This window comes from Acidilobus sp. 7A (assembly GCF_003431325.1).
In the GTDB taxonomy this organism is placed as follows: Archaea; Thermoproteota; Thermoprotei_A; order Sulfolobales; family Acidilobaceae; genus Acidilobus.
Genome location: NZ_CP010515.1, coordinates 135082 through 157600, shown reverse-complemented (window position 1 = coordinate 157600; position 22519 = coordinate 135082). Strand labels below are relative to the sequence as shown.

The 22519-nt window shown below is 62.2% G+C and carries 24 protein-coding genes; 11 read left to right on the top strand and 13 right to left on the bottom strand.

What is annotated here, in order from left to right; all coding sequences use genetic code 11:
• The first annotated feature begins 16 nt into the window (after nt 1–16).
• Nucleotides 17–748: a DUF72 domain-containing protein gene (locus tag SE86_RS00770; protein WP_211096605.1), complete on the top strand. Its 732-nt coding sequence runs from the start codon at nt 17–19 to the stop codon at nt 746–748.
• Here SE86_RS00770 and SE86_RS00765 read toward each other — a convergent pair.
• From SE86_RS00765 to SE86_RS00730, 8 genes are all read right to left on the bottom strand, one after another.
• Complete coding sequence (locus tag SE86_RS00765) at nt 716–1297, bottom strand: CDP-alcohol phosphatidyltransferase family protein (protein WP_117355010.1); 582 nt, start codon at nt 1295–1297, stop codon at nt 716–718. The genes SE86_RS00770 and SE86_RS00765 overlap by 33 nt on opposite strands.
• Before the next feature lie 50 nt (nt 1298–1347).
• Nucleotides 1348–2088, bottom strand: coding sequence for a polysaccharide deacetylase family protein (locus SE86_RS00760; RefSeq protein ID WP_117353877.1), 741 nt, complete (start codon nt 2086–2088; stop codon nt 1348–1350).
• The gene (locus SE86_RS00755) at nt 2018–3310 is read right to left on the bottom strand and encodes a glycosyltransferase family 4 protein (protein ID WP_117353876.1); all 1293 of its coding nucleotides are present in this window, start codon (nt 3308–3310) and stop codon (nt 2018–2020) included. The genes SE86_RS00760 and SE86_RS00755 overlap by 71 nt, the downstream gene beginning before the upstream one ends.
• Entirely contained in the window at nt 3298–4137 is an 840-nt protein-coding gene (locus SE86_RS00750) for a lysylphosphatidylglycerol synthase domain-containing protein (RefSeq protein WP_117353875.1), read from the bottom strand. The genes SE86_RS00755 and SE86_RS00750 overlap by 13 nt, the downstream gene beginning before the upstream one ends.
• A gap of 67 nt (nt 4138–4204) precedes the next feature.
• Complete coding sequence (locus tag SE86_RS00745) at nt 4205–4963, bottom strand: SDR family oxidoreductase (protein WP_117353874.1); 759 nt, start codon at nt 4961–4963, stop codon at nt 4205–4207.
• A 48-nt stretch (nt 4964–5011) separates the two neighbouring features.
• Nucleotides 5012–5839, bottom strand: a complete 828-nt coding sequence (locus SE86_RS00740) for a sulfite exporter TauE/SafE family protein (RefSeq protein WP_117355009.1) — start codon at nt 5837–5839, stop codon at nt 5012–5014.
• A 96-nt stretch (nt 5840–5935) separates the two neighbouring features.
• Nucleotides 5936–7108 (bottom strand): hypothetical protein, encoded by a 1173-nt coding sequence (locus SE86_RS00735; RefSeq protein ID WP_211096602.1) that lies wholly within the window; start codon nt 7106–7108, stop codon nt 5936–5938.
• A 47-nt stretch (nt 7109–7155) separates the two neighbouring features.
• A complete protein-coding gene (locus SE86_RS00730) occupies nt 7156–7434 on the bottom strand; it encodes a U6 snRNA-associated Sm-like protein LSm6 (RefSeq protein ID WP_117353872.1) in 279 nt (92 codons plus the stop codon).
• Nucleotides 7435–7555: 121 nt separating this feature from the next.
• On the opposite strand from SE86_RS00730, the gene SE86_RS00725 reads away from it, so the two are divergent.
• From SE86_RS00725 to SE86_RS00710, 4 genes are read left to right on the top strand one after another with little or no spacing between them, the layout of a single operon-like run.
• The gene (locus tag SE86_RS00725) at nt 7556–8392 is read left to right on the top strand and encodes a fumarylacetoacetate hydrolase family protein (RefSeq protein WP_117353871.1); all 837 of its coding nucleotides are present in this window, start codon (nt 7556–7558) and stop codon (nt 8390–8392) included.
• A 45-nt stretch (nt 8393–8437) separates the two neighbouring features.
• Nucleotides 8438–9391, top strand: coding sequence for an aldo/keto reductase (locus SE86_RS00720; protein ID WP_117355008.1), 954 nt, complete (start codon nt 8438–8440; stop codon nt 9389–9391).
• A gap of 59 nt (nt 9392–9450) precedes the next feature.
• On the top strand, nt 9451–10581 hold the full coding sequence (gene gcvT / locus SE86_RS00715) for a glycine cleavage system aminomethyltransferase GcvT (protein WP_117353870.1): 1131 nt from the start codon (nt 9451–9453) through the stop codon (nt 10579–10581).
• Between the two features lie 13 nt (nt 10582–10594).
• A complete protein-coding gene (locus SE86_RS00710) occupies nt 10595–12085 on the top strand; it encodes an amidohydrolase (RefSeq protein WP_117353869.1) in 1491 nt (496 codons plus the stop codon).
• Here SE86_RS00710 and hutI read toward each other — a convergent pair.
• From hutI to SE86_RS00695, 3 genes are read right to left on the bottom strand one after another with little or no spacing between them, the layout of a single operon-like run.
• The gene (hutI, locus tag SE86_RS00705; protein ID WP_117353868.1) at nt 12082–13308 is read right to left on the bottom strand and encodes an imidazolonepropionase; all 1227 of its coding nucleotides are present in this window, start codon (nt 13306–13308) and stop codon (nt 12082–12084) included. The two genes, SE86_RS00710 and hutI, sit on opposite strands and share 4 nt — an antisense overlap.
• Nucleotides 13309–13317: 9 nt before the next feature.
• Nucleotides 13318–14721, bottom strand: a complete 1404-nt coding sequence (locus SE86_RS00700; RefSeq protein WP_148666726.1) for an aromatic amino acid ammonia-lyase — start codon at nt 14719–14721, stop codon at nt 13318–13320.
• Nucleotides 14711–15631, bottom strand: a complete 921-nt coding sequence (locus SE86_RS00695; protein ID WP_117353866.1) for an arginase family protein — start codon at nt 15629–15631, stop codon at nt 14711–14713. Before SE86_RS00695 ends, SE86_RS00700 begins: the two co-directional genes overlap by 11 nt.
• Nucleotides 15632–15732: 101 nt before the next feature.
• Here SE86_RS00695 and SE86_RS00690 point away from each other — a divergent pair, with 101 nt between their 5' ends.
• The 4 genes from SE86_RS00690 (at nt 15733) to SE86_RS00675 (ending at nt 18541) form a co-directional block, all read left to right on the top strand.
• On the top strand, nt 15733–17589 hold the full coding sequence (locus tag SE86_RS00690) for a urocanate hydratase (protein WP_117353864.1): 1857 nt from the start codon (nt 15733–15735) through the stop codon (nt 17587–17589).
• Nucleotides 17590–17615: 26 nt separating this feature from the next.
• On the top strand, nt 17616–17816 hold the full coding sequence (locus tag SE86_RS00685; RefSeq protein WP_117353862.1) for a hypothetical protein: 201 nt from the start codon (nt 17616–17618) through the stop codon (nt 17814–17816).
• Between the two features lie 62 nt (nt 17817–17878).
• Complete coding sequence (locus SE86_RS00680) at nt 17879–18037, top strand: hypothetical protein (protein WP_179948720.1); 159 nt, start codon at nt 17879–17881, stop codon at nt 18035–18037.
• 42 nt (nt 18038–18079) lie between these two features.
• Nucleotides 18080–18541, top strand: coding sequence for a phosphate-starvation-inducible PsiE family protein (locus SE86_RS00675; protein WP_117353860.1), 462 nt, complete (start codon nt 18080–18082; stop codon nt 18539–18541).
• On the opposite strand, the gene SE86_RS00670 is transcribed toward SE86_RS00675, so the two are convergent.
• Nucleotides 18495–19289, bottom strand: a complete 795-nt coding sequence (locus SE86_RS00670) for a creatininase family protein (RefSeq protein WP_117353858.1) — start codon at nt 19287–19289, stop codon at nt 18495–18497. The genes SE86_RS00675 and SE86_RS00670 overlap by 47 nt on opposite strands.
• Before the next feature lie 41 nt (nt 19290–19330).
• On the opposite strand from SE86_RS00670, the gene SE86_RS00665 reads away from it, so the two are divergent.
• A complete protein-coding gene (locus tag SE86_RS00665; protein WP_117355007.1) occupies nt 19331–19810 on the top strand; it encodes a hypothetical protein in 480 nt (159 codons plus the stop codon).
• 375 nt (nt 19811–20185) lie between these two features.
• The gene (locus SE86_RS00660; protein WP_117353855.1) at nt 20186–21106 is read left to right on the top strand and encodes a hypothetical protein; all 921 of its coding nucleotides are present in this window, start codon (nt 20186–20188) and stop codon (nt 21104–21106) included.
• Between the two features lie 24 nt (nt 21107–21130).
• Here SE86_RS00660 and SE86_RS00655 read toward each other — a convergent pair whose 3' ends face one another.
• Nucleotides 21131–22480 carry a RuvB-like domain-containing protein gene (locus tag SE86_RS00655; RefSeq protein ID WP_117353853.1) on the bottom strand — a complete coding sequence of 450 codons (1350 nt, stop codon included), beginning with the start codon at nt 22478–22480 and terminating at the stop codon, nt 21131–21133.
• Nucleotides 22481–22519: the final 39 nt, after the last annotated feature.

Here is a 22519-nt window from a genome sequence, read left to right as displayed (position 1 = left end):
CTGCTGCGGCTGGTGCTTGGGAAGGCAGAGGTACTACACCAGCTTCGACGTAGTTGAGCTTCAGGAGACGTTTTATGACATGCCTGACGAGGACAAGCTAAGGTCCCTGAGGGGCGAGGCGCCGGAGGGCTTCAGGTTTACAATGAAGGCGTGGCAGGCGGTCACCCACCCTCCCGGAAGCCCCACGTGGAGGAGGGCCAGGCGCAGGGTGCCAGAGGAGCTGGCGGGCCGTTACGGTAACCTCAGGACCACTAAGGAGAACCTTGAGGCATGGGAGATCGTCGCCTCAGCTGCAAGGGCCCTCAGGGCCGCCCTGGTGGTCGTGCAGACTCCCCCGAGCTTCGGCGCGAGCGAGGAGAACGCAAGGCAGGCCAGGGACTTCTTTGAGGCCGTCAGGACGAGGGACTTCCTGATAGGCTGGGAGCCAAGGGGCTCGTGGCTCAGGTCCCCTGAGCTAATAGAGAGGGTCATAGGCAGCCTTGACGGTATCGTGCACGTAGTTGACCCGTTCAGGGCCTGGCCCGCCGTGGAGAGGGAGGTGGTCTACTTTAGGCTCCACGGCATAGGGAGGGGGGAGGTGAACTACAAGTACAGGTACACAGACCAGGACCTGGAGGCCCTGTGCTCCAAGGTGAGGGGGGCGCTACAGGCATCGAGGGACGTCTACGTAATGTTCAACAACGTCTATATGAGGGACGACGCGGCACGCTTCTCCTCACTTTGCAAGGGCGCGGCTGACGCGAAGTGACCTCTGAACAACGGTGACGGCCGCAAGCGTTGCTATCAGTGCCATGAGGGCATCGTTGACGAGCCTGAGCCTGAAGAGCAGGAGTATTGACATTATGAAGAGAATTATGAGGCGGTCGCCCCTCTCGGCCACGCCGATCCCCTCCATCTTAACGTTGAGCAGCTCCCCCTTTGCCCTAGAGTAGCTCACTATGAGGGAGAAGGCGAGGGCCACCATAGTTATATACTGGTTGACCCCGGCCATGGCCATTGCAAGGAAGAGGAGGACGTCGCTGACCCTGTCGGTCACGGAGTCAAGGTAGGAGCCGAAGGGCGTCGTCCTGTTCGCCGCCCTGGCCACGGCCCCGTCAAGTACATCCATGAGACCAGCCAGCAGTATGATGACCGGCAGGAGGTAGAGGGCCCTGAGCCACACGACCAGGGGGGCGAGGGCCGAGAGCGCGAGGCCCGCGTAGGTTATCTCGTTAGGGGTGACCCCTGCCCTGTGGAGGGCCCTGCCTATAGTTGACGGCGCGACCTCGTTGACCAGCCTCCTCAGCCTGCCCAGCACCAAGGCCTTGCCCCCTCTGCCCTGACCTTCGCGTTTTATATGTAATATGGTCAGCTGTCCAGGACCTTGCCGATGCCCAGCAACCTTGGAGCCTCGCGCATAGTCAGCGGCTCGTAGCCCCTGCCCCTCATGTAGTTTACGAGCCTGGCGAGGGGGTCAAGTACCCTCGGCCCAGTGCCTAAGCTTATGTCGGGCCTCAGGTGTCTCACCCCAGAGACCTCCCAGGGGTGTATGAATAGCGTGGCAACCCTGGGCATAACCATAGCCGCTGGCCTGAGGAGCGGCCACGGGAGCCTCAGGACGCTGCTGGTCACAGTAGCTGGCACCCTGACAACGCCCTCCTCAACCCTTGGGCCCAGGGCGAAGGGGGGTTTGTAGGCCGCCAGGCTGGAGTCAACGTCAACGCCCTCATCCCTGAGCACGGGCAGGAGCGCCCTTGGCAGCCTCAGGTTAGGGGCCCTGAAGGACCTGACGTCGTAGAAGTCCCTGAGGACCTTGAGCGACGTCATCACCTCCCCCTCGGCCTCCCTGAGCGGCATCCTGTCGAGCCTTGAGTGGGTGTAGCTGTGGCTCCCCAGCTCGTGACCCCCCTCAACTATGCTGTAGACAAGGCGCGGGTGCCTCTCCGCGACCCTGCCAACCACGAAGAACGTGGCTCTTACTCGCAGCTCGTCGAGCAGGTCAAGGAGCCTGGGCAGGCCCTCGAGCAGCCCCCTCTCGCTACTGAGGTAGGGAGGGGCGTCCTGCTCCACGTCTGATGACAGGAACAATGCCCTCCTTGGCGCGCTCATGGTACCTCCACTTCCTATCCCTGGACCACTCGCAGGGCCTCACGGGGTCTCCCGTGAGAAGCCTGAAGGCCTTGTAGACCAGGAACCTCCTGTCGTCCCTGCACTTCCCCTCCTCCGCAGCCCTGTACTCGTCAAGGTACCTCCTAGCTATAAGGCTGCAGTCGAAGGACTCGGCCCTCTCCGCAGCGGCTGATGACAGCCTCGAGCGAAGGGTCTCGTTATAGTAGAGCTCAACTATGGCCTTAGCCATGCCCTCGGGGCCGTCAACTATCAGCCCGCTCACGCCGCCCTCCACAAGGTCAAGGACACCAGGGCTCCTGTACACTATTGGCGTCACGCCAAGGGCCATGGCCTCCAGCACGGCCAGGCCGAAGGACTCCCTGTAGCTGGTTAAGGCGAAGGCGTCAGCGCCTGACAGCACCGAGGCCACCCTCTCCCTGGGAATAGTGCCCATCATGACTATGTTGTTCTCAACCCCCCTCGCCCTGGCGGCCTCCCTCAGCCCCTCCCTCAGGAGGCCGTCTCCTACCACGTAGAACTTGGCCCTCGGCAGCTCCCTCGTGACCAGCGAGACCACAGCGGCTATCTCGAGTGGATTCTTCCTCGGCGAGAGCCTCGAGGTTATAACTATCGCTGGGTCGCCGTCGAGCCTCTGGCCACCCGCCAGGGACCTCCACCTCCTCACGTCTATGCAGTTGTGCACAACCGAGGCGGGCCTGCCGCTTATCCTTGAGACGTCCTCGGCAGCGGCCCTTGAGACGCCCACGAGCCTCGTGGGCCACTTCAGGGCGTACCTCAGCAGCCTCCTGGTGAGCCAGCCGAGGGAGTCATCAACGAGGGAGTGATTTGTGAGCACAGAGGGGGCTCCTGTGCCGCCGCTCGCTACTATCGCTGTCATAAAGCTCAGTATTGATGAGAGGCCGTGCGAGTGAACAACGTCAGCGGCGTTCTTCTTCACGAAGAGGGCCGCCCTGGCGACAGTCAGAGGGTCAACGGTAACCTCGTCCCTGGCGTTCAGCCTTGACCTGTCCCAGTAGACGTAGTAGCCGTCCCTTGACTCAAGCGTGGGAGGGTAGGGCCTTGCCCTGTTCTGGTGAGTCACCACTATGACTTCGTGGCCCATGGCTGACAGGGCCCTCGAGAGCTCCTCTACGCTTGTTTCAACGCCTCCAACCCTTGGAGGGAACCAGTCGCTCACCATCACAACCCTCAGCGTCTCCAAGCTGATCCCCTCAGCTGCCTCACGACGCGCCAGCCCCCGCTGGCCGCCAGCACAAGGAGTCCAACGAGGCTGGGCACCACAGTGTCAACAAACCTCAGCGAGAGCAGGAAGAGGGCCGCGCTCGCCGTCGAATACCCCATGAGCTCTAGGGCGCCTATCACGCTGACATCCAGGAAGCCCAGGGCGGCCGGGGTTGGGGCGACCGACGTCACCCTCATGACAACATAAAGTATAAGGAGGTCGAAGAGGCCCAAGGATATCCCGTTCAGGTTAGCCAGCAGCCACACCTTGGCCACGTCAGCTGCTATTATGATAGCGCTTACGCTCATGTAGAGTGCCATGAGCTTCCTGTCCCTGGCAAGCGCCCTTATGCTCCCCAGCAGGTCGGCGACGGCGGACTTAGCCCTCTCGGCAACGCTCTGGGAGGCCGAGGCGCCAAGGGCTGCCAGGGTTAGGGCGCCCCAGAGGTAGTGCCTAACTATGACAGAGGTTAGGAGGGCGGCAAGTATGAGCCCCTCCGAGGCCCACTCCATGGTCACGGCCGCCATGACTGAGGGCCTCCTGCCGTCGCCTATTTCAAGGTACGCTATCCTGAAGGCCTCCTGGGCCGCCTTGCCAGCGGGCAAAAGGTTGCCTATGGGGAAGCTGGAAGTGATTGCCACCAGGACCTTAGTGTAGGAGGCCCCGATGCCAAGGTGACGGAGGCCCAGAGTCCACCTGACGGCCCAGAGGAGCGTCAGGCCGACGTTAATGATGGACCCCAAGAGTACGGCGTAGCCAACCTCCTTCAGGTCAGCTGCGAGGGAGCTCAGCGACAGGTCTATCAAGACGCCGCTCTCCGCCCATTGACTAGCGGACCTGAATTAAAACCGCTAGGGCCTGGGGACTCGCCTCTCACGTGTACCTGCCGCCGTTAATGCCTATGACCTGCCCAGTTATGTTGAGCGAGAGCGCAGGGTCTGCCAGGAAGTATATGGCCTCTGCCACCTCCTCAGGCTTAATTATCCTGCCCAGCGGGTGCATGGCCTCCACCTCGCGTCTCCTCCTCTCGTCACTAAGTATGTCAGCGACCATGTCAGTCTCCACGAAGCTCGGGGCAACGGCGTTGACCCTTATGCCGTACTTAGCCAGCTCCACGGCGAGCCTCTTGGTAAGCTCTATGACGCCCGCCTTGGCCGAGCAGTAGGCCACGCTGGCCAGCACGTTGCCCGTCTGCCCAGCTATGCTTGCCAGGTTAACAATGGAGGCCCAGCTTGCCCTCCTCAGCAGGCCCAGGAGGGCCTTGGTGACGAGGAAGGGGCCCGTCAGGTCGACGTCTATGACCTCCCTCCACCTCTCCGGCGTCAGGGACTCCAAGTCGCTGTAGTCTATTATGCCGGCGTTGTTGACCAGGACGTTAACGTAGGGCACCTCAGCCTCAATGGCCTTTGTCAGGGAGGAGACGGAGTCCCAGCTGGAGACGTCAGCCTGGTAGAAGAGAGCCTTGGGGGCGCCCGCCTTCCTGGCGTCCTCCGCGGTCCTCTGGGCGGCCTCGGCACTGCTTCTATAAGTGAAGACCACGTTGAAGCCAGCCCTTGCAAACCTCAGCACGGTGGCCCTCCCGATGCCCCTGTCGCCGCCGGTTACGACTACGTACCTCTCGCCCTCAGCCAAGGCTGTTCGCCCGATAAAGAAGGAGGGCTAAGGGCAAAATAAACGGCTTCACAGGTGAAGGACCTTGAAGATCATGTAGATGCCGACGAGCACTATTATGATGCCGTAGGCCCTCTGGAGGGTCTTCTTGGGCGCCTTTACGGCGAGGCTCGTGCCTAAGTAGCCGCCCACGACGCCGCCCACGACGTAAAGGGCCGATATGATAAATAGGGTGTCGCCGTAGACAGCGTACTCAAGCCCGCTCGCCACGCCGAATGTGCCCACGCTTAACAGTGAGGTGCCTATGGCCCTAGCTATGCACAGCCCTGACGAGAACATGAGGGCCGGCACTATGAGGAAGCCGCCCCCTATGCCGAAGTAGCCGCTTATCAGCCCGACCAAGAAGCCAGAGGCCGCAACAATGGTAGCAACCCTTCTCGTCAGCTTTGGACACCTCGAGACAGCCTCAAGGACCCTGTCGACCTCCTCCCTGGAGCCGGCTGAGGCCGCGTGCCTGAAGAATCCTATGTAGACGCCCAGGACTATCATGGCTATGGCGAAGTAAAGAAGGAGGCTCTCGCCAGGGGTTATGTGGCCCAGGTAGGTGCCGAGGAGGGCCCCTATGAGGCCGACGCCGGCGAACAGCGCCCCGACCCTTGGCGCGACGTTCCTCTTCCTCAGGTGCATGTAGGAGTTTATGTAAGCGTTGATTCCCACGGCCAGCGCCGTAGTGCCGAGGGCCACGTGGGCGGCGTTGGGGATTGAGCTAAGGCCCACTAAGTAAAGTAGCAGCGGGACGGCAAGTATAGAGCCCCCACCGCCTATGAGGCCCAGGGAGAACCCCACTATCACGCCCGAGACCACGGAGAGGCCGTACTGCAGCGGCGTTATCCCTATCAACGCTCACACCTCCTTTAACGCTGCTCTCGACGCTAAACGTAAAGCGAGAATCTTATACGTGTTTGTATCTTAATTAAATACATTGATTATATGCTATATAATGTCGAGCTTCTTCAGCTCCCTGAGCAGGTCCTGGTAGGCGACTATCTTACTTATGTTCTTGCTCCCCCTCGGCCCAGGCATCTTCATGTAGAACCTGTTGGCCGTGGCGTAGGTTCCGCGCACTCCCCTCTCCAGCAGCGACTTGGCCACAGGTATTGCTGAGGCCATGAGCCCCGCCAGGTTTGACTTGTCGTTTATCCTGGCGTTCACTATGACCTCGTCCCTGAAGCCCCCGAAGGACTCGTACTCTATGTGCATGGCCACGAACTTCCTGTCCCCAAGCGGCTCCAGGTAGCCAGTGGGCTTTATGTAGTGGGGTGCGTCGTAGCCGAGTATGTCTGAGACCATGCTGCTCTTGGTGACCTCCTTCGAGTGGTTCCTCTCAGGCTCCGTCAGGCTGAGGAAGTCGCTGTTGCCGCCTATGTTGAACTGCGCTATTGAGAGAACCCTCCTGCCCCTCTCAGCCATGTGCTCAAGCAGGTCAGCCGTCAGCGGCGTAGCCCCAGTTGCGGCGTCGTCCCCCATAACCAGGGCCCCGGCCCTCTCAAAGGCGCTCACGACGCCCGGGCTGTTAGCAGTCGCGGGAGGGGTGAGGTTTATGAACGCGACCGGGTTCCCAGTCTTGGTCGAGTACTCAGCCGCAGCGTAGGCGTAAGCCAAGGTGGCGCCGAGGGCGCACTGGGGGGCAAGCCTCACCAGCTCCCCCTCGCTGTCGACGAACCTCATGGGCTCTGTCGTTATCACGTTTACTATGACGTCTGGCCTCAGCTTCGCGAGCTGGTTTACGAACTCCTCGAAGGCCCTCTCGGGGCTCCCTATGACGTCCTCAAGGCCTGTGGCATCTACGTTAAGGCCGCCGAGGCTGCCGCAGTGGAGGCCCCTGCTGACCACTATGTCCTTAAGGCTCCTCGGTATGTTGCTGGCCGGCACAAGCTTGGAGGCTATGGAGTACATGTCCCTGCCTACCTTGGAGTTATCAACGTCGTAGACAGCGACAACGTTTATGTCTTCAGGCCTGTGGGCCCTCAGGAGCCCCGCCAGGGGTATGCCGACAGGCGGTACCTCCCTTGACTTAAGCCTCTCGAGGCCCACCAGGAAGTAGGAGCTGCCGCCTCCTGCGCCTATCAGTACGGTTCTAATTCCCACTTGTCTGCGCCCTTCCAAGCCGTTCACCTTACCAATATTTATACCTTTCAACTTCTGAAAGTAGGCTACCTTGAGGCCACGTCAGGAGCCGCCAGCTCCGGGTTGAAGCTGACATACTGCACCACGCTGCCCCTTATCAGTATCTTGCCCAGCTTCGCGACCACCTGCCTGCCGTCCTTGACCTCAACGGAGTTGTCAAGCACCAAGTTCATGGTTGAGTCCGTGACCAGCAGGAGGCCCACGTACTCAGTGCCGTCCTTCAGCTTGACGTATATCTGGGTGCTGACGGCCTCCCTGAGGTACCTCAGCGGGTTCATGACCTTCTTTTCCTGGCTCGCTGCCAACCCAAACGCACCTGGTCTTCCGGCTTAGAGCCGGGTGCGACATTTTAAAAGCTTGACAGTGGCGCTCGCCTTGGGCGACGGGCTTTTAACCTAAGGCGCATACAGGTCCGAGGCGAAGCGCTTGAGGCTCGCGACTGTCCTGTTTGGCGGGTCCCAGAGGCTTGCTATAGTTGAGGGGGGTGAGGTTCGCCTCGCCCTGCTTAACTCCTCCCCGGTTGACCCGGCGGCCTTCTACAGGGACCCGCTGAGGCTCGTGGACGGCCTGGAGGCCGGGGACAGGGTCCAGGGCCTGTCAAGCCCCCTTGAGCCCCCGGTGCCGACCCCCTCTAAGATAATAGGCATAGGGAAGAACTACGCGGCCCACGCCAGGGAGATGAAGTCGGTAGAGAGGCCCGTGTTCTTCATGAAGGCCCCCAGCGCGCTCATAGGCAACCTTCACGTGATAGAGGTGCCAGGGCTTGTCTCAAAGCCTGACTACGAGGGCGAGGTTGTCATAGTGATGGGCAGGCCCGTCAAGGGGGCGAGCAGGAGGGAGGCGCAGGAGGCCATACTTGGCTACATGGCCGGCAACGACGTGACCGCCAGGGACCTCCAGTACGACGAGTGCATGCCCTGGTGCCTCTCTAAGAGCGTTGACACGTTCTCCCCCACGGGGCCCTACCTTAAGGTAGTTGAGGGCTACCCAGAGCTCGAGGGGCTGTGCGTTGAGACGTACCTCAACGGCGAGAGGGTGCAGCGCGGCTGTGCGGGCGATATGACGTACGACTTCGCCGGGATAGTGGCTGAGATCTCAAAGTACATGAAGCTCATGCCCGGGGACCTCATATTCACTGGCACGCCTCCAGGCGTGGGACACCCAAGGGGCAGGTACCTGCAGGACGGCGACAGGGTCGAGGTCAGGGTAACTAACATAGACCCGCTTATCAACGTTGTCAGGAGACCGACCCCAAGTACATAGACATAAAAGGACCCTCAGCAGGCTTATCGCGGTGAGAGAATGGGCATGGAGTACACGGAGCTCGGCTCCACAAAGGAGAAGGTCTCAAGGATAGGCCTCGGCGCCTGGGAGTTCAGCGACGCCTGGGGGGTCACGGAGTACCAGCAGGCCAAGGCAACCATAGCCAAGGCCCTTGAGAGCGGCGTAACCCTCATAGACACGGCAATGGTCTACGGCAACGGCATGAGCGAGAAGTTTATAGGGAGCGCGCTGAGGGAGCTCCAGGTCAACAGGGGCGACGTTCTCATAGTGACCAAGATACCGGCCCACTTCCTTGGCTACGATGACGTCTTCAGGGCAGTAGACGGCAGCCTTAGGAGGCTGCAGGTGAGCTTCATAGACGCCCTCCTAGCGCACTGGCCGCCGGCGTGGCACAACATACCCACGTGCGAGTACGCGAGGGCCTTCGAGAGGCTCATAGCCATGGGCAAGGTCAGGTACGTAGGGCTGAGCAACTACCCCGTGTCCCTGATAGAGGAGTTCCGCTACTGCCTGGCAAAGTATGACGTCGAGCTACTTGAGCTCAGGTACAACATAGTTGAGAGGCGCGCGGAGCAGGAGCACATACCATACGCTGAGGCCAACAATATGACCGTGCTGGCCTGGAGCCCGCTGGCCCAGGCAGCGGTGCTGGGCAAGTACACGCTGGAGGAGGTCTCAAAGTTCACAGACGTCAGGAGGGGCAACCAGCTCTTCAGGCCCGAGAACTACTCGCAGATACTCAAGCTGGCCGAGGAGCTGAAGGAGGTCGCAAAGAAGTACGACAGGACCCCGGCCCAGGTGGCCCTCAACTTCCTGCTGAGGGCCAGCAGCTCTGTGCTCCCGATACCTGGGGCTAAGACGCCTGAGCAGGCCCAGGAGAACGCTGGGGCCGTGGGCTGGTCGCTCTCCTACGAGGACTGGAGGCGCCTTGACGAGGCCAGCAAGCAGCTCAGGATCTCCTACGTGGACATCTTCTGAGCTGAACTTGCCCTCCTCACTTCCCAGCTTTTAATCTTCCTCGGGCAAGGCCCTCAGAGGTGCCAAGCTTGTCGCTCAAGGTCATACAGCTGGCCCAGCTCCACGAGGGCCTCGGGGCCTCCTTCGGGGAGTTCGCGGGCTGGAGCGTTCCCATGATATACACCTCGACCGTGGAGGAGCACATGGCTGTGAGGACCTCAGTGGGGATCTTTGACATAAGCCACATGGGCAGGCTAAGGCTGACCGGCGATGACGCAGAAGAGCTCCTAGATGTAGTATTCACAAAGAAGGTCTCAGCCACGAAGCAGGGCTTCATGAGCGGCCCAACACTTGCCTTAACGGAGCTGGCGAGGGTAATAGACGACGAGATGTGGTACAGGGTCTCCGACAGCGAGTGGCTCGCGGTGCCAAACGCCGCTGTGACTGAGAGGATGAAGGCGCACCTGCTCCAGGCGGCCTCCTCGAGGGGCCTGAAGGTGAAGCTTGAGGACCTGACGTCAACCTATGTCATGCTAGCTATACAGGGGCCGAGGAGCGTCGAGGTCATGGAGGGCATGGGGCTCAAGGAGGCGGGCTCCCTTAAGCCGTTACAGTTCATAAATGACGTCCAGCTTGGCGACGCTAAGGCCTTCCTGGTGAGCAGGAGCGGTTGGACGGGCGAGGACGGCTTTGAGGTGTGGGCGGAGCCTGGGCAGGCGGAGAGGATCTACAGGAGGGCCCTCGAGCTGGGGGCTAAGCCTGTGGGCATAGCGGCGAGGGACACCCTCAGGATAGAGATGGGCTTCGTCCTTGGCGGCAACGAGTACGGCGAGGACCCGCTGAGGTTCCCCTGCGCCCTCAGCCTAAGGTACGGCATGGGCGCCATAGACTGGGGCAAGAGCGGCTTCATAGGCGAGACGGCGCTGAGGGCCTGCAGGAGGGAGGGGGTGAGGTGGGTCAGGGTCGGGCTAGAGATGAAGAAGTCCTCGGCCAGGTTCATACCGAGGGGCGGCTACAGGCTAAAGGTTGATGACGTTGACGTCGGCTGGGTGACCAGCGGCACCTTCAGCCCCGTGCTGCAGAGGGGCGTGGGGCAGGCTTACATAGACGTGAGGTACGCCCTGCTCGGTGAGAGCGTCGCAGTCGTTGACGAGAGGGGCAGGTCGGGGGAGGCCAAGGTTGAGGACTTCCCGCTCATAAAGAGGAAGTGAGGAAGGTGAGCCCTTGAGGTCAACCGCCTTCTTCGGGAGGATCTACACCTCCTTTGGGCCGACCAAGGTCGTGGACTCGCTGCTGGCTGTTAACGGGACCGTTGTGCTCGCCGGTGACAGCAGGCGCATCGAGGCGGCCTGCAGGGAGCTCGAGTGCGATGAGGTCGACGTCAGCAGGGGCGTCGGCATGCCGGGCTTCATAGATGCGCACATGCACCTGAGCGGCCTCGCCATCCAGGACGAGGGCGTTGACCTCAGGGGTGTTAAGAGCGTCGAGGAGCTGAGGGCCAGGGTCAGGGACTACCTTAAGGCCCACCCCAGCTTAAGCGTGGTGCTCGGCAGGGGCTGGGACGACAACCTCATGGGGAGGACGCCGACGTCCGCTGACATAGATGACATAGTTGGTGGCAGGCCTGCCCTTCTGATAAGGGTCTGCGGCCACGCCGCCCTGGTGAGCTCCTCAGCCCTGGGGTCGTTGGACCTCAGCGGCCTCAGCGGCTTCATAGACAGGGGGCCCGACGGGTCCCCGACAGGGGTCATAAGGGAGGACGCAGTGATCAGGGCGCTGAGGCAGCTCGAGCCGGGGCCCGAGGAGTACATGACTTACGTTGAGGCCGAGGCCAGGAGGCTCGTCTCCCAGGGAATCACGGCGGTCGGCTTCATTAACGTGCCACTCAAGCTTATGCCTGGCCTGACCTCGGGCTCCCTGCCCATAAGGCTGAGGCTCTACCTCGACGCTGACGCGCTGGGCCTCCTTGAGGCCCTCGGCGTTCACGGCGGCTTCGGCAATGACATGGTTAAAGTAAGCGGCATCAAGGTGTTCGCCGACGGCTCCCTCGGGGCCAGGACCGCGTACCTGAGCGAGCCATACAGTGATGACCCTGGCAACAGGGGCAGGGCGCTCGTGGACGAGGCCTACATGAGCGCAACTCTGAGGAGGGCCAGCGCCCTCGGGCTCCAGGTCGCGGTTCATGCCATAGGCGACGCCGCCCTTGACGTCCTCCTCAGGGGCTCCAAGGGGATGAGGGAGCACCTCAGGGTTGAGCACGCCTCCCTTGTCAGGGACGACCAGCTGCCAGCCCTCAGGGGCCTGAGGATAGCGATTCAGCCCATGTTTAGGGTTGACGACGCTCCCTGGATAAGGTCGAGGCTGGGCGACAGGGTCAGGTGGGCCTACAGGTTCAGGGAAATGCTCAGCGCTGGAGCGGCTTTAGGGCTCTCGACGGACGCCCCAGTCAGCCCAACGGACCCCTGGCTTAACCTTGCGGCGGCCACTGGAGGGCTTGAGGGCGTGGGTCAGGCGCTGAGCGCTGAGGAGGCGCTTCACGCCTACACAAGGGGCTCGGCTGAGGTTCTAGGGGACGAGAGGCTAGGGAGCCTTGAGGTCGGCTCCTTAGCCGACCTAATAGTGGCCTCCCGCGACCCGCTGGAGGTCGAGCCCGGCGAGCTCAAGGGGGTCAGGACGCTGGAGGCCTACGTGGGCGGCCTGAGGGTCTACCCTTAGATGATGCTCTTCACCGCAGAGCCGCGGCTCAAAACCATTAACACCCTGTCCCTGCCCCACTCGTAGCCGAGCTGGCTGAGCCTCTCGATGTCCCAGAGGTCCAGGTCGGCCCTGGCCCCCACCCTTACGATCCCCCTGTCCCTGAGGCCCAGGGAGAGGGCGGCGTTTACGGTGGCAGCCGCTATGGCCTCGGCCTGGGTCAGGCCGTAGAGGTATATGGCGAGGTCCAGGGCTGTCTGCATAGAGGGCATTATGCTGTTGGCGCTCAGGTCGCTGCCCAGGGCCACGGGGACCCTGTGAAGCCTGAGAAGGGGCACGGGAGGCCTCGAGCTCCCCATGGTCGCTAGCAGGCTCGCGGGCAGGAGGCCCGCGAAGGAGCCGGCGGAGGCCAGCGCCTTGATGGAGCGCTCGTCCGACACCTCAAGGTGGTCAACCGAGAGGGCCCCTGTGTCGGCCGCGGCCTCAGCGCACCCCACCCTTGTCAGCTGGTCGGCATGCGCCCTTACCCCGAGCCCCGCCGCCCTGGCTCCCCCAAGTATTACCCTTGCCTCCTCAGGCGTGAAGGCCCCCTCATCGCAGAAGACGTCAGCAAACCTGGCGAGGCCCACGGCCCTCCTTGCGAGCTCGGCGAAGCCCCTAACGTAGGCCCTCCTCGCCTCCCCCTCCCTTGAGTCCTCAGGCGGCACGTGGGCCAGGAGCGTTGGAACGACGTCAACCCCCGCCTCCCTGGAGGCCTCAGCTATCAGCCTCAGGAGCCTCAGCTCGCCCTCATAGTCCAGGCTGTAGCCGCTCTTGACCTCGGCCGTGGTGGTCCCAAGGCTTAGCATCGTCTTAAGTCTTGCGACGAGCAGGCCCTTCAGCTCCCCGTCGCTGGCGGCCCTGGTGGCCCTGACGGTTCTGTAGATCCCTCCCCCTCTTCTCAGTATCTCGGCGTAGCTTACGCCCTCAAGCTTCGCCTCAAGCTCGTCGTCTCTGCTGCCAGCGAATATGGCATGGGTGTGCATATCCACAAGGCCCGGGGTCAGCAGCCTGCCGCCCGCGTTAACCTCCTGGCCTGAGAAGGTGCCCCTCACCTCGCCCCTCTGGCCCACGGCAACTATGGCGCCTGAGGCAACCGCCACCTCGCCGCCCTCCAGCACCCTCACCTGGCCCGAGCTGACGACGGGGGGCGACTCGAAGAGGACGATGTTAGCGTTATAGATGACAAGGTCTGCCCTTGGCAAGCTACCACCTCAGGCAAGGCCTGAGAGGAAGCTGAGGCCCACGGCCTCCACGACCCTCCTCACCGATGTCTCTATGGCCTCCCTCGGGTCCTGCGGCTGCAGCCCCCCTGAGACCCTCTCGGCCTGGGAGGCCAGGGCGTCCTCAACCGCTATGAGCCTAGCAAGGACAGCGCTGGCCCTGAGGAGGTCAAGGGCCGCGTTGGGGGCCATGGAGACCACGTCCTCCTGGGCGCCGCTTGTCGGTATGGAGTGCACGGAGCCTGGGGAGGCCAGGAGCCTCAGCTTAGCTGCGAGGGAGGCGGCCGCGTACTGGTATATCATGGCGCCGACCACGGTGCCCTTCACCGCGAGGAAGTCAGGCAGGCCAGTCGTCTGCTGGCTGAGGAGGTGGGCGGTCCTCCTCTCAACCATGTTGCCCACGTGGGCCAGCGCAACCTTGGCGACGTCAGCAGCTATGGCGGCGCCTGCCGCGTGGAAGTTGCAGGCGTGGTAGACGGAGCCGCCGCTCACGAACGGGTTGTCTGAGGAGGAAGAGGCCTCCGCCTCCACGACGCCCTCGGCGAACCTCAGGGCCTCAAGGGCGGCCCCGTAGACCTGGGGGACGCACCTTATGCAGTAGGGGTCCTGGAGCCTCGGGGCCTTGGCGCAGGCGGAAGACGCCATTGACTCTATGACCTCCCTCACGCCCCCAAGCCTCTTAGAGTCAGCGACGGCCTCGGAGAAGTGCTGAGGGTTGCAGCCCGTGACGCTCAGGGTTTTAGAGAGCGCCCTGAGGGACTCCCTGATTAGCCTCAGGGAGGCGCAGACTCCCAGGGCCGCCATGCCGACACTGAAGGCGTTGCTGTTTATTATCGCAAGCGCCTCGCCCGGGGCCAGCTCTATAGGCTTAAGGCCGGCCTGCTCAAGGGCCTCGGAGCACCTCACGACCCTGCCCCTGTAAGTGGCCATGCCATCGCCCCTGTAGATGCACCTGGCTATCCTCGCCAGCGGGGCGAGGTCGCCGCTGGCCCCGACGCTCCCCTCGAGCTGGACCACAGGCACTACGTCAGCGTTGAGCGCCTCAGCGAGCCTCGCGCTTACCTCAGGCCTGACCGGGGCGTAGCCCTGCGCCATCTGGGACGCTCTGACAACCATGGCAGCCCTCACGACCTCCCTGGGGGCCTGAGGGCCCAGGCCGACGTCGTGCTCAACAAGTACCTTGTCCTCCCTCCCCTCCCACTCGCCCTCCCTGACTGAGGCCAGGGCCCCAAGGCCCGTGGAGCGGCCGTAGACGTTGGGGGAGGACTCGTAGGTCGCCCTTGAGCTTCTGAGGACGCCGAGGGAGGCCTCGCAGATGTTAACCGGGGAGTTAATGGAGGCTGAACATATGTCCTCGACGCTCAGCCCCCTGCCAGCGCAGAGATTAACGGCCATGCGCCTCACCCTTGGCAATGGCAAGGTGAACGGCCCTGAGCAGCAGGGCGGCGGCCAGCCTCACGGTGAGCCCCGAGGGGTCGAGCTGGGGCACAACCTCAGTCACGTCTATGCCCACAACCCTGGCTGATGAGGTCACGGCCTCCATCACAGCCAGGCTCTCCTGCGGCGTCATGCCCAGGGGGCTTGGGCTGTTAACCCCTGGGGCGTAGGCCTGGGCAAGGTGGTCAACGTCTATGCTGAGGTAGACCTCTGAGCCCCTGACAAGCCCCCTGAGGCGCCCGAGGGACCCATCGAGGTCCCTCAGGAGCTGCTGCCTTGTTATGACCTCGACGCCCAGCTCCCTGGCCCTCTGCCTGGCGTAGGGAGGGTTCATGTAGTCTGAGACGCCAACGACAACTGCCTTGACTTTCGTGGACTCCGCCAGCTCCCTGAGCCAGGCCCCGCTGGTCACGCCCTCGCTGAGCCTCCTGAGGTCGTAGTGGGAGTCCAGCACAACTGTAGTGGAGCCGGCCTCGGCGAAGGGCCTGGCGGTCCACGCTGTTATGGAGTGGTCACCGCCAAGGAAGACAGCAGGGGTCCCCCTCCCCCTCGCTACATCCATGGCCTTCCTGGCGGCCTCTATAGCCCTTGAGCCCGTGAGCGCAGGGTCCCCTCCTGCGACGTCCACGTCGCCAAGGTCATCGAAGCCGACGCTGAGGCAGCCGAGGTCCTCGGAGAGGGGCGTGTACGACAGGAGCTCCGACCTTATGGCGGAGGGCGCGAACCTGGCCCCTGGCCTCCCCGCCGTGGACCAGTCCCACGGGACGCCGACCAGGGGCACCAGGGGCCTTAGGTCGCCGACCCTGACGTCACCTGGGTCCTTGAGCAGCCTCGCCCTCCTGACAAGCATGCCCACTACCTTGGGCATAGGCCTAGCCGAGGCTTAAAGCGTGGCGCCTTCAGGGCCGCTGTCGCCTCAAGTTCAACGCATAAATATTTGAAATGTATACATGCGTCGCGGTGCTTCGCTTGTCCGTCCCGTCTAAGTACAGGGGGCAGCCCATAGAGGAGCTCATATCCGAGGGCCTCTACGACCCTGAGACGCGCACCGTGCACGCGATAACAGGCCCTGAGCTGCACGTGAGGAGCAGGGACTGGCAGATAGAGGGCATCCTGAGGATGCTCTTCCACGTCCTTGACCCCATGGTGGCCAAGGACCCCAAGAACCTCATAGTGTACGGCGGCACTGGCAAGGCTGCGAGGTCCTGGGACGACTTTGAGGCCATAGTTAACACGCTGCTTACCATGGAGAGCGACGACACCTTGGCTGTACAGAGCGGCCAGCCCGTGGCGGTCTTCAAGACTGACGCCAGGGCCCCGAGGGTTGTCATGAGCAACGCCATGCTCGTGCCCAAGTGGGCCGACTGGAGCTACTTCAGGGAGCTCGAGGCCAAGGGGCTCATAAGCTTCCACCAGATGACCGCGGGCTGCTGGGCCTACATAGGCACCCAGGGCGTCCTGCAGGGAACCTACGAGACCATAGGGGCGGCCGCCGAGAGGTTCTACGGCACCATGGAGGGGAGGCTCTACGTCAGCGCAGGCCTCGGCAACATGGGAGGGGCCCAGCCCCTGGCCGTTAAGATGCTGGGCGGCGTTGCGCTGATCGCAGACGTCGACAGGAGGATGATTGAGCGTATGATAAAGACCGGCTACCTGGACACGTGGACTGACGACATAGACAAGGCCATTGACATGGCCCTTGAGGCCAAGAGGTCTGGGACCCCCACGAGCATAGGGATCCTGGCCAACGCGGTGGACCTCCTGGAGAGGCTAATAAAGGAGAACGTCGTGCCGGACGTGCTGAGCGACCAGACGCCCGCCCACGACCCCCTCTCCTACGTGCCCCAGGGGCTGAGCGTCGAGGAGGCCGAGGGGCTGAGGGCCCAGGACCCGCAGAAGTACATGGATCTCGCCAGGCAGACGATGAAGAGGCACGTCCAGCTCATGCTTGAGCTCCAGGCGAGGGGGGCGGTCACGTTTGAGTACGGCAACAACCTCAGGAAGCAGGCCTACGACGCTGGACTGACAGAGGCCTTCAAGATACCTGGCCAGATGGAGTTCATGAGGCCCCTCTTCGAGGAGGGCAGGGGGCCCTTCAGGTGGACCAGCCTCACCGGCGACCCAAACGACATATACAAGCTCGATGACGTCCTACTTGAGCTCTTCAGCAGGAACCAGAGGCTCGCCAGGTGGATAAAGGCCGCCCACAGGTACGTCAAGTTCCAGGGCCTCCCGGCCAGGGTAGTCTACCTGGGCTACGGCGAGAGGGCCCTCTTCGGCAAGGTCGTGAGCCAGATGGTCAGGAGGGGCGACCTCTCAGGCCCAATATGGTTCGGCAGGGACCACCTCGACGCCGGCTCCGTGGCTTCACCCTTCAGGGAGACCGAGGGCATGTTGGACGGCAGCGACGCCGTAGGGGACTGGCCGGTGCTCAACTACGCCCTCAACACGGCCGTGGGGGCTACCTGGACCTGCTTCCACCACGGCGGCGGCGTCGGCATAGGCTACGCCATACATGCCGGCTTCGGCATGGTGGTTGACGGCACTGAGCTGGCGGAGCAGAAGGCAATAAGGCTGTTCACCGTTGACCCCGGCATGGGCGTCGTGAGGCACGCCCACGCCGGCTATCCAAGGTCGCTGGCCGTGGCCAGGGAGAAGGGGGTGAGGATACCAATAATTGACAGGCTGGAGCAGAAGAGCGAGCAGGTCATAGAGGAGGCCAAGAAGGAGGGCAGGGCATCGGATTACACGTACCAGAGGGTCAAGGGGGACCTGGAGGACTATAAGGCAAAGAAGGGCAACTACAGGCCGCCGTTCAACACGTAGTCAAATCCCCTTCCCGAGCGCCTTTAATGGCCCTCAGGAAGGCAACGCCTCTCAGGGGCCAGCTTGTCGAGCGGCGTGGGTGCCCGGCCTCCCTCGCCGCGAGGAGGGCATATGGGAGGGGGGATAGTGTCGGCCCCCTGGCTGAGTCCGAGAGTATTCTCAGGGGCGCCGTGGCAGTTAAGCCTGAGGTCAGGGAGGTCAACTACCCTTTCATAACCTCTGCCTGAGGTTCGGCAACAGGCCCGCCAGGAGGCTGCCCAGGTACTACGGCGACGATGACGACCTCGGCATGGCGTGGCTCCCCCAGCTGTTCGTTCAGCTTGAGACGGGGGACGTCAGGCTTGTCATGAGCCAGTACCCGTTCGACCCAAGGACGACGAAGCCGAGCGACTCGATGGCGCTTGAGGAGGCAAGGAAGAGGATACAGGAGATAATGAAGGACCCGTGAATATATATTTTGCCGACCGCAAGGGACCTGTAGGGAAATTTGTTGGCAGCGAGCCTTGGAGAGTCCTCAAGGCTCCTCCTGATTGCAGTTGAGCTTATCATAGCCGTTGCAATAATAGTAGTTATGGTCCTCTCGCTCTGGGACCTGATGGTGGAGGTCAGGACAGCCTCGGCGCAGCTGTCCTCAGGCAACACGGCCGCCGCCCACGTGACCATATTAATCATGGTGGACCTCGTAATTATCATGCTCCTGGCGGCCGACCTCATGAGGACCATAGTGATAAGTGTGAGGGAGGGCTACATATCAATAAGGAGCATAGTTGAGGTGGCCATGATAGTCATAGTCAGGGAGATGGTCGCCACCTCTATAACCCAGCAGGAGATAAACACGGTGAGCATAATGGAGCTGGCCCTGGCTTTCCTGGCGGTCGCGGCGGCCTACGTGATAACCGGCATGTTTAGGGGCGGGGAAGAGGCACACCAAGGGTGCCCGCAAGCGCCCTGACCCTGTCAACTATCTCGTTAACCACAGCCTCAAGCCACTTTGCTCCCCTTTCAGCTGAGGCCTTTGTTGGGTCGCCGAGGACCGCGTGGGGGTACAGGGCCTCGTCAACTGCTGGGGACTCTATGGCCGCGCCCTGCAGGTAGATTATTGAGTTCCTCAGGGCGCTGAGGTCCTTGGCCTCCCCCTCCGCAGAGGGCGACCAGCCGGTGGCGTTAACCTTTGCCGCGCCCATGTCAACGTGGCTCCCATCTATGTAAAGCATGGCGCTTGTCTCGTCCTCGCCCGCGTGCCCCGGCGCCGTGAAGAGCTGCCTGAGCGCCTCCTTGCCGGCGTCCCTCCACCAGTCGAACATTACTATGGTCGCCCCTGTCGAGTAGGCGGCGTCCTTCATGGCCACCCTTATAGCAGTGCTGTTGCCGCCGTGGCCGTTTATCACTACTATGAGCCTGTAGCCGTTCCTTGCTATCTCCTTGAGCACGCCCCTGACGTACGCAATGAAGGCGTCGGCCTCAACGTTTATAGTGCCGGGGAACCTCGCTAGGCTGGGCGATATGCCGTACCAGATTGGAGGGAAGAGGTGTGCCCCTACCTTCTCGGCGACCCTCTGGGCGACCCAGATGGCCTCTATGGCGTCGGTGCCGAGGGGCAGGTGGTCCCCGTGCCTCTCAACTGAGCCTATGGGTATGACCGCGACCCCCTTCTGCGAGGAGTCGAAGCGGGCTCCCGGGAGCTCCCATACCTCGGACAAGCCGAACCCCAGTTATAGCCGCCGGCACTAAAATTTAAGTGGTGAGGCTCACGCTCAGGCAGCCCCCAAGGATAAAGGTCCTCGAGGCGGCCGGGGCCATAGCTGACGGCAGGGTGCAGATGCTGAGCACCCTCAGCCCTGACGTGCTTGAGGCGGTGGTGACGAGCAGCGAGGGCGACAGGAGGTACCACGTGAAGGTAGTAAAGGAGGGAAAGGCGCTCAGGGCCTACAGCGACGACAACGGCACTAAGCTAAGGGGCTACGTGGGCTACCCCATAATATCGGTGCTCATGCTGGCCGACATAATAAAGAGGGACCCCGAGGTGGAGCAGGCCCTTAAGGGCATTGACTGGAGGAGGCTGAACGAGACCTACAAGAAGTACGCCGTCGTTGAGGACCTGGTGCTCAGGCAGGCCGAGGCCAAGGTGCCCAGGGAGAGGGTCGAGGCCTACAGGGACTCAGTAATGAGGGCCCTAAGGGGGCTCAGGATAGAGTTTGACGAGAGGCTGGCTAAAGCTTAAACACCTGAGGCCTGACCGCCTGGGGGAGGCTGGGCGCTCTTCATGAAAATGGAAGCCCTTTACACTATTTCATTGTTATTAGTGCCTCAAATAGGGAGCCGATGCAGATCCGTCCTTCGTAGCTGTTTTGGCTTTCGTATAGGTTCAAAGGTATTACTATAACACAACATACACAGGAGGTATGTAACAGGACGCTCAAGATGTGAGGCCCCTGGGGCGGCCCTGAGTCCTCAGGCCCGATGAAAACCCGGGCGGGGCGCGGGAAATAAGGGTGAGGCGATGAAAACGTATCACGTGAACTATGAAAATCAAAACTGCTACAGTACGGCACTTCACATAAAATCTCTGGCAGTTAAGTCTAGAGCGGCAGCCCAGTTGAAGGTCTCGCTTGAGGAGTGCGCCGAGGAGCTCAAGGACATATACATGACCTCAAGGGTCTACAGGGCCACGGTGGAGCTCAAGGAGTACTCGCCGCCAGAGGCCCCCGCCAGCAGGGAGGTGTCCCTTCTCGTCAAGAGCGTCCACGAGCCCAGCGTTGACGAGGTGCCCATACTTAGCGCCCTCCTCAGCTCCTTCAACTTTGCCGAGATATACGAGTACGAGAGGGTAGCTGAGGTCCCCGAGGGGGACAGGGCCGAGCACATGGCCAGGTTCATAATGGACGCCCTGTCGAGGGGAAGGGGGCTGGTCATTGTGGCCCCTGACCTGATGGGCGTCTCCCTGGCCGGCAGGCTGCCCGACGAGGTGGCCGAGGAGCTGGACTACGCCAGCGTCGCCGACGTGGGCGTGACCTCCGACAACACGCTCTACCTGCCCCTCAAGGAGGTCGTTGACGACTCCCCGGTTGAGGTTGTGGCCAAGGCAAACAGCAGGAGCAGCTACGAGAGGGTCTCGTGGCTCATGGAGGAGGCCAGGAGGAGGGGCTTAAGGGTCAGGGGGCCGGTCTTCGTGCCTGACAACAGGTCAGTCATGGAGTACATTACATCAGGCGGCCTGAGGGGCTACGCCTACAGGGTGCCCGTGACGAAGCTGGCCTCAATGCTTGTCGCCTTCGACAGGTGCTCCGAGGCAGGCCTTATAGAGGACGTGAGGAGGCCTGAGACGAGCACCCACACTGTCTACGCCCTCAGGGTGCCGGAGGAGCAGGTGAACAGGCTCCTGGGCGTCCTGGGGGAGCTGGGCAGGGGGTACGCGGGCGCGCCCCTGCTGAGGCCCTCCGAGAGGCTTGAGAGCTTCATGGAAAGGGGCTTCCTTGAGTCGATGGGGGAGCTGCTCAGGAGGCTTGGGGCCCTTTAAGGTGAGGCGAAAAGGCCTCCAGGCTCAGCGCAGGAGGAGGTCCTTGTACTTCTCCACGTAGTCTATGCTGGTCCTGAGGTCCACGAACAGCTTTGACACCTGCTCCACGTCGCTGGCCTCAACCCTGCTTGACCCTCTCCTCTCGGCAACGAGCTTTGCGGGCTGAAGCAGCTGCACAGAGTACCTCAGGCTCCTCTCAACGCCTATCTTAGTTAGGGCCGCAAGGGCGTCGTCACTGAGCTCCACGTCCTCCTCGGAGGCCCTGACCTTTATTATCTCCCTTACCTCGTCCTCTGTGTAGGGCCTCGTCGTTATTATCAGCAGCCTGTCAAGCAGGTCCCTCGGCATCCCGTGGGGCGACACCTCCTCGGTGCCCCTTATGGTCGTCATGCCCCTGTTTGTTGCCAGCACCATTATCGGGGCGAACTCGCCCTCCATGGCCTTCGTCAGGAAGCTGTAGGCCTCTATGTCAAGCATGTGCGCGTCGTCTATGAATAGTATGCCGGGCACGAGCTCCGCCTTCCCGTCGTCCCTCAGCTTCTTGACGAGCTCATCGGTCCTGGCCCTGACCTCGTCGCTTATGGCGCTCTCCTCCCTCAGGAAGCCGAATATGGTGAAGGCAGCCCTCTGGGCCGCTATCGAGGCGTCTATGTCGTGAAGCGTGAGCGTCCTAACTATCTCCCTCCTCGACCTCACCTTGCCGCTCGGAACCTCGACGCTCCCTGCTACGTCTATGTCGTATTTGACGGCGGCCTTCTCTGCCACCCTGCCAAGCCTCCTCACCTCGCCCGTGTTGATGTCAATTATTATCACGTCGCCCTTCCTTATGCCGAGCTCCTGGAACTGCTGGGCGACCTCCGGGCCAACCGTGAAGGTGCCAGAGTCGTCCTTGGTCTCAAGCGTCACCTTAGCACCTCCCAGGACAGGCAGGGGCGAGAACGGGGAGGTCCTCTTGATGTACTTGAGGTCGGTGACGACGCCCGTCACCACCTCCCTCTCATCCCTCATCCTCACACCCACTGCCCTCCTCAGGGCCTGCATCAGGAACTCCGCCTTGTTCTCGGCTGCAAGCACCTCGGCCCCGTTCACTGCGACGAAGGGCGTGTCCTCCCCCAGCTCCCTAGCCATGGCGACGGCTATGGCTGTCTTGCCTGTGCCGCTGGGGCCTACTATCAGGACCCCCTTGCCGCCCAGCCTGCCCTCCTTGACCATCCCAACTACGACTCCCGCCGCCTCCCTGGCCTCGGTCTGCCCTATCATGCCGTCGGCCGCCAGCAGGGCCTTCCCGTTCTTGTCAAGGCCAAGGCCCCTTATGTGGCTGTGGACCGACGACCACCTCGGCTGCCTGACGGGCGTTATCTGTATCTCCGACACAGCCGTCACCGTAGAGGGGGCTCTATGGCGCGCCTTTAA